This is a genomic window from Pseudomonas sp., from assembly GCF_049645325.1.
In the GTDB taxonomy this organism is placed as follows: domain Bacteria; phylum Pseudomonadota; class Gammaproteobacteria; order Pseudomonadales; family Pseudomonadaceae; genus Aquipseudomonas.
Genome location: NZ_JBARTQ010000182.1, coordinates 1 through 10,764, shown reverse-complemented (window position 1 = coordinate 10,764; position 10,764 = coordinate 1). Strand labels below are relative to the sequence as shown.

13 protein-coding genes are annotated in these 10,764 nt (G+C 62.3%); 11 read left to right on the top strand and 2 right to left on the bottom strand.

What is annotated here, in order from left to right; translation table 11 throughout:
* The 8 genes from WBB95_RS08150 to WBB95_RS08115 form a co-directional block, all read left to right on the top strand.
* A partial coding sequence (locus WBB95_RS08150; RefSeq protein WP_424487110.1) for a YeeE/YedE thiosulfate transporter family protein occupies positions 1–616 on the top strand: 616 nt, incomplete at its 5' end.
* A gap of 31 nt (positions 617–647) precedes the next feature.
* Entirely contained in the window at positions 648–1,523 is an 876-nt protein-coding gene (locus WBB95_RS08145; protein WP_424487109.1) for a LysR family transcriptional regulator, read from the top strand.
* A 110-nt stretch (positions 1,524–1,633) separates the two neighbouring features.
* Positions 1,634–2,059: a VOC family protein gene (locus WBB95_RS08140; RefSeq protein WP_424487108.1), complete on the top strand. Its 426-nt coding sequence runs from the start codon at positions 1,634–1,636 to the stop codon at positions 2,057–2,059.
* 101 nt (positions 2,060–2,160) lie between these two features.
* Positions 2,161–2,937 (top strand): 5-oxoprolinase subunit B family protein, encoded by a 777-nt coding sequence (locus tag WBB95_RS08135; RefSeq protein WP_424487107.1) that lies wholly within the window; start codon positions 2,161–2,163, stop codon positions 2,935–2,937.
* Positions 2,934–3,872, top strand: coding sequence for a biotin-dependent carboxyltransferase family protein (locus tag WBB95_RS08130; protein ID WP_424487106.1), 939 nt, complete (start codon positions 2,934–2,936; stop codon positions 3,870–3,872). Before WBB95_RS08135 ends, WBB95_RS08130 begins: the two co-directional genes overlap by 4 nt.
* Before the next feature lie 200 nt (positions 3,873–4,072).
* Positions 4,073–5,413: an MFS transporter gene (locus WBB95_RS08125; protein ID WP_424487105.1), complete on the top strand. Its 1,341-nt coding sequence runs from the start codon at positions 4,073–4,075 to the stop codon at positions 5,411–5,413.
* A 114-nt stretch (positions 5,414–5,527) separates the two neighbouring features.
* Positions 5,528–6,070 carry a cysteine hydrolase family protein gene (locus tag WBB95_RS08120; RefSeq protein ID WP_424487104.1) on the top strand — a complete coding sequence of 181 codons (543 nt, stop codon included), beginning with the start codon at positions 5,528–5,530 and terminating at the stop codon, positions 6,068–6,070.
* Between the two features lie 4 nt (positions 6,071–6,074).
* Positions 6,075–7,058: a GlxA family transcriptional regulator gene (locus WBB95_RS08115; RefSeq protein ID WP_424487103.1), complete on the top strand. Its 984-nt coding sequence runs from the start codon at positions 6,075–6,077 to the stop codon at positions 7,056–7,058.
* Here the strand turns inward: WBB95_RS08115 and WBB95_RS08110 are convergent.
* Complete coding sequence (locus WBB95_RS08110; RefSeq protein ID WP_424487102.1) at positions 7,029–7,196, bottom strand: DUF2986 domain-containing protein; 168 nt, start codon at positions 7,194–7,196, stop codon at positions 7,029–7,031. The two genes, WBB95_RS08115 and WBB95_RS08110, sit on opposite strands and share 30 nt — an antisense overlap.
* 68 nt (positions 7,197–7,264) lie before the next feature.
* Between WBB95_RS08110 and WBB95_RS08105 the strand changes: the two genes are divergently transcribed.
* From WBB95_RS08105 to WBB95_RS08095, 3 genes are all read left to right on the top strand, one after another.
* A complete protein-coding gene (locus tag WBB95_RS08105) occupies positions 7,265–8,221 on the top strand; it encodes a glycoside hydrolase family 6 protein (protein WP_424487101.1) in 957 nt (318 codons plus the stop codon).
* 98 nt (positions 8,222–8,319) lie between these two features.
* Positions 8,320–9,057 carry a YciI family protein gene (locus WBB95_RS08100; protein WP_424487100.1) on the top strand — a complete coding sequence of 246 codons (738 nt, stop codon included), beginning with the start codon at positions 8,320–8,322 and terminating at the stop codon, positions 9,055–9,057.
* Positions 9,058–9,123: 66 nt separating this feature from the next.
* Positions 9,124–9,780, top strand: a complete 657-nt coding sequence (locus tag WBB95_RS08095) for a peroxiredoxin-like family protein (RefSeq protein WP_424487099.1) — start codon at positions 9,124–9,126, stop codon at positions 9,778–9,780.
* 66 nt (positions 9,781–9,846) lie between these two features.
* Here the strand turns inward: WBB95_RS08095 and WBB95_RS08090 are convergent, their stop codons facing one another.
* Positions 9,847–10,740 (bottom strand): LysR family transcriptional regulator, encoded by an 894-nt coding sequence (locus WBB95_RS08090; RefSeq protein WP_424487098.1) that lies wholly within the window; start codon positions 10,738–10,740, stop codon positions 9,847–9,849.
* Between the last annotated feature and the right edge of the window lie 24 nt (positions 10,741–10,764).

Genomic DNA, 10,764 nt, shown 5'->3' with positions numbered 1-10,764 from the left:
GTGGGTGACCGTCCGCCTGGAAAAACGCCGCCACGGTCAGCTTGAAGAGGGCGTGACCAGTGAGCACACCGGCCTGCGCCGCTTCCTGCGCGGGCCGTGGCCGCTGGTGTGGGGCGCGATTGGCTTGGCGCTGCTCAACTACGCGACCCTGGCCCTGGCCGGGCGGCCGTGGGGCATTACCTCGGCCTTCGCACTGTGGGGCGCCAAGGTGGCGAGCGGCTTGGGTGTGGACGTGGCGAGTTGGGCGTTCTGGCAGGTGCCGGGCAATGCCAAGGCCTTGGCCGCGCCGGTGTGGGAAGACATCACCAGCGTCATGGACATCGGCATCGTCCTCGGTGCTTTGTTGGCCGCAGGCCTGGCCGGGCGTTTCGCCCCGAGCCTGAAAATCCCGGCGCGCTCGCTGGTGGCGGCGGTGATCGGCGGCCTGCTGCTGGGTTACGGCTCGCGCCTGGCGTACGGTTGCAACATTGGCGCGTACTTCAGCGGCATCGCCTCGGGCAGCCTGCATGGCTGGGTGTGGCTGGTGGCGGCGTTTATCGGCAACGGTGTCGGCGTGCGTTTGCGCCCGTTTTTCTTTGCCGGCGAGCGGCCGCAGGTGGCGTTGAGCGGTTGCTGAGTGGTCAAACCTCTAGCGGTAGGGTGCCAGGATGATTCGAGAGTTAAGGACCTTTGTGTCGGCCGCACGGCGTGGCACCTTTGCCGCCGCCGGGCAGCAAGTGGGGCTGACGCAATCGGCGGTGAGCGCGCAGATCAAGCACCTTGAGGACACGCTCGGGGTCAAGCTGTTCGACCGCACCGGCCGCTCCGCCACCCTCAATGCGGCCGGGCAGCGGGCGGTGCCGCTAGCAGAGGAAATCCTCGATATTTTCTCGCGCATGGGCACCCCCGACAGCGCCAACAACTTTCATGGCTCCCTGCGCATCGGTGCCATCGGCAGTGTGCAAACCGGCATCCTGCCCAAGGCGTTGGTGGCCCTCAAGCGGCGCGCGCCGTTTATCGAAGTCAGCCTGGTGCCCGGCGTGTCGCTCAACCTGCTCAGCCAGGTGGATGCCGGCGAGCTGGACCTGGCGATCATGATTCACCCGCCGTTCAACCTGCCCAAAGACCTCAACATCGAAGTCATCGCGCGCGAGCCTTTTGTGCTGATCACCGCAAACGACGTGGAGGGCGACGACCCTCTGCAAATCCTGCGCGAACAGCCCTTCGTGCGTTACGACCGCGGCTCGTTTGGCGGGCGCCAGGTCACGCAGTTTCTCAAGGAACAGAAGATCCAGACTCAGCAGACGCTGGAGCTCGATGAACTGGACGCCATCGTCAAGATGGTTCGCAGCGGCCTGGGCGTCGCCCTGGTGCCGCTGGCAGGCTTGTGGCTGGAACATGACAGCGACGTGCGGGTTTTGCGATTGGACAAGCTCACGTTCTTTCGCGAAATCGTGCTGCTGACCAAGTACACCCAGCGCCAACTGCCACTCTTCGACTTGTTTCGGTCCTGCGTCATGAACGTGCTGGATGCGCCGAAATAGGGCGCGAGCATCGAAATTATTGAGGCTCAGGACGAAATATATCCGCTTTATTCGCAAGGGTTTCTGGTGAAGAATCGAGTTCTACATAACAGAACTTGCAGGTAACCACCGTGAGCCTTTCGCCCTTCCATTTAGCTATTCCCGTGTATGACCTCGCCGCCGCTCGCCACTTCTATGGCGACGTGTTTGGCCTCTCGGAAGGCCGCTCCAGTGCGCAATGGGTGGATTTCGATTTCTACGGTCACCAATTGGTTATCCACGAGCACCCCAAGACCGAGTCTCAGGCGTCTGTGCACTCCAACCCGGTAGACGGCCACGACGTGCCGGTCCCGCATTTTGGCATCATCTTGCAGTGGGACCAGTGGGAAGCCCTGGCAGAGCGGCTGCGCGCACGCGAGACCGCGTTTGTCATCGAACCCTACATCCGTTTCCAGGGCCAAGTCGGCGAGCAGGCCACCATGTTTCTGTTCGACCCCTGTGGCAATGCCCTGGAGTTCAAGGCGTTCAAGGACATGAGCCTGCTGTTCGCCAAGTAATGATGCCCGCGCGACCGTCGCCACCAGAGCGACGGCGTTAACAATACCGTGAAGCCTGACCGGGCGGATCTTCATGCCTGCCGCATGCGAGAAACGACGTTATGTGCGACGTTAACTGTGATGTCCGTGAGCCGGTCCGGCCTGTGCGTGTGCAGCCGTATTGGCGATTCGAGCCCTGTGGCGACAGCTGCATCGTGGTGGTGTTTGCCACGGTGTTCAGTGCGCAGGCCAACCGCCGTGCGGTGGCGCTCAGCGCTACCCTGCATGAGCGGCTGACGCGCGGGCTGCTTGGCGGTATCACCGATGTCATCCCCGCGATGGTCTCGGTGGGCGTGCATTATTCGCCGGCGGCTTTTGCGACGCTGTACCCCGAATTGATGCCGTGTGACGCAGTTGTCGACGTGCTGGAAAACACCCTGACCCGGCTGCAGAACACGCCGCGCACCACCCCGAAGCGCCTGGAAATCCCGGTGTGCTACACGGGAGACTACGCGCCGGATTTGCTCGATATCGCGCAGGCCTGCGCCATGACCCCTAGCGAAGTGATTGCCGCGCACACCGGGCAGTGGGTTGATGTACTGATGGTCGGGTTTGCGCCGGGTCATCCTTATATCGGCATGCACGACCCTGCGCTTACGCTGGCGCGCCGCGCGGTGCCGCGCACCCGGGTGTTGCAGGGCAGTGTGGGTTTGGCCAACTGCCAGAGCGTGATTTACCCCTCGGATTTACCTGGCGGCTGGAACATTCTCGGGCGTACGCCGCTGCCGATGTTTTCACCGGCCAATGAGCCGCCGTGCTTGTTGACCGGCGGCGATCAGGTGCGTTTTGTGCCGATCACCGCCCGAGAGTTTGAACAGCTGGCGGGAGAGCCGCGATGACCATCAAGGTAATCCGGCCCGGGTTGTTTTCATCCTTTCAAGACACCGGGCGCGTGGGCTTCCAGCATTGGGGAGTGCCGGTCAACGGCGCCATGGACCCGGACGCCCACGCGCTGGCCAACCTGCTGGTCGGCAACCCGACCACGGCGGCCAGCCTGGAAATGACCCTTCAGGGCCCGGTCCTGTGCTTTCAAGCCAAGGCGCTGATCGCCCTGGCCGGCGCCGACCTGGGTGCGAGCCTGGACGGCGTGGCGCTCAAACCCGGGCATGCCGTCTGCGTCAAACCCGGTGCCATGCTCCGTTTCGAAAAACGCGAATACGGCGCGCGTGCCTACCTGGCCGTCAGCGGCGGTTACGTGCTGGAACCTGTGATGAACAGCGCCAGCACCTACAGCCGGGGCGGGTTTGGCGGGCTGTGCGGGCGGGCGTTGAAGGCCGGGGATGTGATCCCGATCTGCTCGTCATTTGCCAACCCGCCGCGCCTGAATATCCCGGCCGGGTTGCTGTGTGCCGCCACCACGCAGCCTGTGACCATCCGCGTACTTCAAGGGCGCGAGTGGGCTGACTTCACCGAAACGGCCCGGCATGACTTTCTCAATGAGCCGTACCGGTTGACCGCCGCCTCCGACCGCATGGGTTACCGGCTGGACGGCGCCGCCCTGGACCTTGCGCAGCCTAAACAACTGCTGTCGGAAAGTGTGGCGTTCGGCACCGTGCAGGTGCCGGCTGGCGGGCAGCCGATCGTGTTGATGGCCGACCGGCAAACCACCGGCGGCTACCCGCGGATCGCCCAAGTGGCGAGTGTGGATCTGCCCAAGCTGGCGCAACGGATGCCGGGCGATGAAGTTCGATTTTCCCTGATTGATTTGCAAACGGCTCAACACCTGTTGGTGGCGCGTGCACGCGTACTGAAAAGACTGGAGGTCGCCCACTGAAATAGAAACGCGTAGCTGCCAAACAATAAAAACAGGAGCGCTACATGATCAAGCCCGGTTTCAACCCCTTCTTACTGTCGAGCATTAAAACCCCCGGAGGCCCCACGTGACGTGTTGCCTGGGCTCCAACGGGTTTACTTCTGGGTGGAAGTTTCCACCTCAATAACTCAAATGACCGATGGTCAGAGTGGAAGGTGTTTATGTCTCGCGTGTTCTCTACTACAGCGCCGTCAGTCAGTGTCGGCGACTTGGATAAAACCTCTGCAAACAGTGCCACCCGGGTCGCCAGGCGGGCGGCCATTGCCGCTGCCACGGGCACGGCGGTGGAGTATTACGAGTTCGGGGTGTATGGCTTCATGGCGACGATCATCGCGCCATTGTTCTTTCCCAGCGATAACGCCGCCGCTGCCTTGCTGGCGACCCTCGCGGTGTTTGGCAGTGCGTTTCTGATCCGGCCATTGGGCGGCATTTTGCTCGGGCGCCTGGCGGACCGCATCGGCCGGCGCAAAGTCTTGCTGAGCACCGTGATCGGCATGGGCACCGCGACGGCCGCCATCGGCCTGTTACCGACGTCGGCCCAGGTGGGCATCATTGCGCCGATCCTGCTGGTGCTGATCCGGCTGGCCCAGGGCTTTTTCGCCGGGGGCGAAGTGATCGGGGCAGCGGCGTTCCTGGCCGAGTCATCGCCGAATGGGCGGCGCGGCTTTTATGGCGCATTCACCCCGGTCGGCGTGGCGATTGGCGGGTCGATGGCGGCGATCATCTGCGGCATTACCACCAGCCTGGTCGATGCTCAGCAGCTGCAGGACTGGGCCTGGCGCATTCCGTTTTTCCTGGCGATTCCCCTGGTGATCTTCTCCTGCGTCATGCGTCACAACGTGGAAGAAACGCCCGAGTTCAAAGCCTTTCTCGCGGTGGAAAAACCGCCCACTGCGCCGGTCAAAGAGGTGCTCACGCAGAACCTGCCTGCCGTGCTTCGCGTGGTGGTGTTCGCCTTTGCCCAGAACGCCGGCTACTACATCGGCCTGGTGTTCATGAACATCTACCTGACCACCTACCTGCACTTCGAGAAAGCCAGGATCTATTGGGTAATTGCCGGCGTGAGCCTGTGCATGGCGGCGATGATGCCGCTCTGGGGCGGCCTGTCTGACCGCATCGGGCGCAAGAAGGCCCTGGCCATCGGCTTTGTCGGGTACGCCGTGCTGGTGATCCCGATGATGGTGCTGATGAACAACAGCAGCCTGGTGATTGCCGTGCTGGCGTTTTTTGTCGCGACGCTGCCGATGCCGGTCATCCAGTCGGTGGGCTACCCCACTTACGCCGAACAGTTTCCGACCCGCGTGCGCTACACCGGCATGGCCATCAGCATCAACCTGGGGGCGATCCTCGGCGGTGGCATCACGCCGTACATCGTGACGTCGTTGATCGGCTCAACCGGCAATCTGCTGGTGCCGGGGTTTTTCATGGCCGGGGCGGCGGTGTGTGCATTGGTGGCGTTGACCACGTTGCGGGACACCTCACAGGGCGCACTTCGACGCTGACAGTGCATGTCCGAATCGGTCCTGAAGTGGTCCGGCCTGCGCCTGTCGGCTATCGGGTAACGTCCTTAGCATGGCGTGCATCGTCTTTATCCATGCACGCCTTGAGGACACACCATGAACCGCAAAGCCCTGATCGTTATCGATGCCCAGCATTCGTTCCGCCATTCCACCTACTGGTCCGAAAATGACCTGCCTGGCTACCTGGAAAAACAGCAAGCGCTTATCGACGGGTGTGTTCAACAGGGCATTGTGGTGGTACAAGTTTTCCATGTTGAAGAGCAGGGGCATTTCTCCATGGCATCGGGCAACGTCAGGGCATTGAGCGAATTGTCGATCAGCCCCGACGTGATCATTCACAAGCGTTACCACAGCGCCTTCGCCGGTACGCCGCTCGCGGCGCAGCTGACGGAGAGGGGCGTGACGTCGCTGATCATCAGCGGCATTCGTACCGAGCAGTGCTGTGAAACCACCACGCGCCAGGCGTCCGACAGCGGCTTTGCGGTGGACTTCGTCAGCGAAGCCACGCTGACCTTCCCGATGACCCATGCGCGCAGCGGCCAGGTGTACAGCGCGGCGCAGATCCGTGAGCGCACCGAGTTGGTCCTCGAAGAGCGTTTTGCCCGCATCGTCACCGTCGCCCAGGCCCTGGAGAGTTGAACCCGTGAGCGTGCCGGTGCTGTTCGTGCTGTTACCCAATGTGCTGATGCTGGACCTGGCCGGGCCGGCCGAAGTGCTGCGCCTGGCCGCGCAAATCGACGACCCGGCGGCGGTCGATTTTGACTTGCAGTACGTAAGTCCGGTGGCGTCGCTGCAAACCTCCATCGGCTTGCCCCTCAGTGGTTTGGCGGCCCTCCCGACACGCCTTGCCCCTGGTACATGGGTGGTGTTGGTGGGCTCCACGTCGAAGGTGACGAAAGCGCGTCAGCAGGCATTTGAATCGGCGAATAATCAGCTCGTACAGTGGCTGCAAACGGTCTTTGCGCCGTCGGGTGAGCGCCTGGTGTGCGTGTGCGCCGGTGCGTTGACTGCCGCGCGGGCGGGGCTGCTCGACGGTCGCCAGTGCACCACGCACCACGCGCTGTGCGCCACGTTGCAGGCCATGGCGCCCAAGGCTCGGGTGCTGGAGAACCGGCTTTACGTTACCGACGGCCCGATCAGTTGCAGCGCCGGGGTCACGGCGGGCATCGACCTGATGCTGCACCTGGTGGCCGAACTGGCCGGGCCACGGCTGGCCAGCGCGGTGGCGCGGGACATGGTGGTGTACATGCGCCGCAGCGGCGCCGACCCGCAGTTGTCGCCCTGGACGTGGGGGCGCAACCACCTGCACCCGGCCGTGCATCGTGTGCAGGACGCGGTCGCCGCCGCCCCGTGCGAGGCCTGGACGGTCACGCGCATGGCCGATTTAGCCTGCACCAGCAGTCGCCATCTGGCGCGGTTATTCCATGAGCATGTGGGGGCCAGCCCGCTCGATTACCTGCACCGGCTGCGCTTGGCGGTGGCCCGTGAGTTGTTGGCTGAGTCGAACCTGGACATGGAAGCTGTCGCCGAACGCGCGGGTTTTGGTTCGGCGCGTCATCTGCGGCGGATCTGGGGCAAATATGAAACGGGCACGCCTTCAGCTGGGCGTGTCGCCGGTTTCGCTTGAGTCTTGAGGCGCTTGCTCCGCGAGCTTCAGGCGGTCGGCTTTGCTGATGTAGATGTCTTTGTTTTTCGGCGCCAGTTTGGCGCTGGCCTTTTTGGCTTTGGCCTTGAAGAGCTGCTTCAGTTTCTTTTGGCGGTTCATGGATGACTACTCAACGGGTAATGGTTTGAATGATATCAGCGTCAGTCCCTGCATTGTGGAGTCGATAGATGCTTAAGCTCACCGTTGTCGTCGCCAGCCTGGCGGTTTTATCCCTGCCGTCAGTTGCCCGAGCCAGCGATACGTTCTACATCAACCCCGAATCAACCGCCGCGCAGTGGGTCAGGCAACACCCCGACGCGCCCGGCAGCGCTGACATCTTCGCCGCCATTGCCAACGTGCCCAGTGCCTTGTGGCTGACCGGCAGCAGCCAGGCCATCGATCAACTGGCGCCGCGCGTCAGCCGCTACGTCGCCGCCGCTGCCAGCGCCCACGCCACGCCGATTCTGGTCGCCTACAACCTGCCGCATCGCGATTGCAGCGGTGGCGCGTCTGCCGGGGGGGCGGCGGATGCGACGGCGTATCGCAGCTGGATTGATCACGTGATCAATGGCGTGGGCGGCAAGCCGGCCGTGATCATCCTTGAGCCAGACGCGCTGCCGGACCTGCAATGCCTCAGCCCGGCCAACCGCGACGAGCGCTTGGCCCTGTTCAACTACGCGGTGTCAGGTTTCAAGACGCGTGCGCCGCAGGCCAATGTTTACCTCGACGCCGGCAACGCCGGCTGGAAGCCTGCCGCGTTGATGGCGGGCGCGCTGAACGCTGCCGGTGTGAAGGACGCGCGCGGGTTTGCCCTGAATATTGCCAATTTCTATACCCTGGACCAGTCCCGCAACTACGCAGCCCTGATCAACAGCACACTCTCGGCGGACCATGGGTATACCAAGGCCGTGGTGGTCGATACCAGTCGCAACGGTAACGGCGCCCGCCCTGGCGATTGGTGCAACCCTCCGGGGCGCAAACTCGGCCCATTACCCCAATCACTCTCCGCAGACCTGCTGGCCCTGTGGATCAAGCTGCCGGGCAATTCGGACGGCGCCTCTTCACCCAAGGCCGACTGCCACGGCGGCCCGGCCGCCGGGACGTTCAGTGCCGCGTTGGCGGTTCGGTTGATCAAGGGCGATTAAACGCCCGAGGTCGCCGATCGGCACCCGGGTTTCGCGCAGCGTCGATTTTGCCGGGCGGGTCGCTGTAAAACGCGAGCACGTGGGACCTGGAAGGCTTTGTGGATGCGTTGTCCATTGAGCGTGCCCCTTTCAATATCGGCGTCTCGATCATCGAGCCCGGCAGCGCCCGCACCCATTTCCGTTATGCCCGCGCGCAACTCGGCGAACCGCCCGATGAGCCTGCAACGGCGCCACTGCCTGGGTCGGTTTTCAACCCTGACCCGTGCATTGAATCGCCTTGCGTTGCGCCAATATTCCCGAAAAGCATAAATCCTATTCCCTTGGCTCCTCTACTGCGTCAAACCCGGATGGACAATGCTTGTTCAACGGTTCACTCGGCCGCCCACGCGACGGCCGCAAGTACCCTCGAATCATCCAGTCGGCAGTGTTCTACAGGTAGCGTTATGAACGGCAAGCGAGTGACACGAGAACAAGTACTTGAAGCAAGCAGGGGCATGTTGCAGCAGCAGTTCTATGCGGTCTTTTCAACGCCCGCCAACGGCATGGAAGCGGTCATGCAAAACCTGCCTGAGCATCTTGAGCACCAATGCAAGATAGAGCGAGACGGCATCCTGGTCGCGGCCGGCCCGCACTGGAGTGACGACGAACAGTACTGGGACGGTGACGGCCTGTTCATCATTCGTGCGACCTCAATCGAGCATGCAAAAAGCATTGCCGCGCAGGACCCGATGCATCAATGCGGTGCCCGCCGATTTTCCATTCGCCCCTGGTTGGTCAATGAAGGGCGACTGAACCTGAGCATTGAATTTTCGACCGGGAAATTTACGTTGAGCTGATCCGGGCCTGACGCTTCACGTTACGTCGACACCCCCTCCAACACCTTACAAACCCAGGAATTGATCATGACGTTGCAAGCAAAACTTGATGCATTCAACGCTGACTTTGTTGCCGGCAAACCCCCTTACAATGCACCGCCTCAAGTTCACGTGGTGATGAAACGCGCCACCGCAGAACTGATTGCAAGCGGCCAGGCCGAACGCGCCTTGAAGGTGGGCGACAAAGCCCCGCAATTCACCCTGAACGACCCCGACGGCAACCCTGTTTCCTCGGCAGACCTGTTAGCCAAGGGCCCGCTGGTTATCACCTTCTACCGGGGCGTGTGGTGCCCGTACTGCAACATGGAGCTGCAAGCGCTCGAAACCGCCTTGCCGGGGTTCCGTGAGCTGGGGGCGAACCTGGTGGCGATCTCGCCGCAAAACAACGTTAACAGCCGCAAGTCGGTGCGCGAGAACCATCTGAGCTTCCCGATCCTGTCCGACACCTTGAGCGATGTAGCGGCGGCATTCGGCCTGCGTTTCACATTGCCCGATTACCTGGTGGACTTGTACAAATCGTTTGGCAACGACTTGCCGGCTTTCAACAACAACCCGGCCTGGCAGCTGCCGATGCCGGCCCGCTTCGTTGTCGGTCAAGACGGCGTGATCACCTACGCGGAAGTCAACCCGGACTACACCCAGCGCCCGGACCCTTCCGAGTTGCTGCCCGCACTGCGCGGTTAAGCGTTGACGCAATCATGAAAACCGCCACGGATGTGGCGGTTTTTTTTTGCAAGGTGTCGAGCAGATTCAAACGTTGGCGTGTTCCAGCAACTGCTCCACATAGTCGACAAATGCACGGGCCTTGGCGCTCGCCATGCGCCCGGTCGGGAAGATCGCCCACAGGTCCATTTCCGGCAATTGCCAATCCTGCAGAACCGCCACCACCTCGCCGCTCGCCAGTTCAGGCCCGAACACCCAGTGCGACGTCACGGTGAGGCTGTAGCCTGACAACACCGTGGTGCGCACGCCCTCGGCAGCGCTTACCCGAATGCGGCCGGTGAGGGTGACCGCCTGCTCGGTGTCGCCTCGCTTGAATACCCAGGATGCACCGCCTGCACCGATCACATAGACCACCGCCTCGTGGTTGACGAGGTCTGCGGGCGACTGGGGTACGCCGAACCGTTCGAAGTAAGCCGGTGTGCCGACCACCCGGCGCTGGCACGTGGCGATCTTTCTTGCGGTGAAACTCGAATCGCTGAGATTGCCCATTCGCAAGGCGACATCGGTGCCTTCTTCAATCAGGTTCATTGATCGGTCATCGAGCCGCACGTCCACGTCAAGCAACGGGTGCCTGTCCAGGAAGCCGCCCAAGTGGGGAAGAATGTACAACCTGGCGAAAGTCACCGTGGTGGAAATCCGCAAGGTCCCCGCCAACCCTGCCGCTGCCCCACGCGCCAGGAGTTCGGCTTCGTGTGCGCTCTCGATAACCTTCTTGGCCTGCTCAAAGAACAGCAAGCCAGCCTCGGTGGGCGATAAACCGCGTGTCGAGCGGCTGAGCAGTCGAACACCCAGATGCTCTTCAAGCTGCGCGATGTTTTTTGAGACAGCAGGTTGCCCGACGTTCAACCGTCTGGCAGCTGCAGAAAAAGAACCTGTTTCTACGACGTAGACAAAGGTTTCCATCGCCGCCAGCCGATCCATTTTATTCCTCTTTGGAATGGTTCA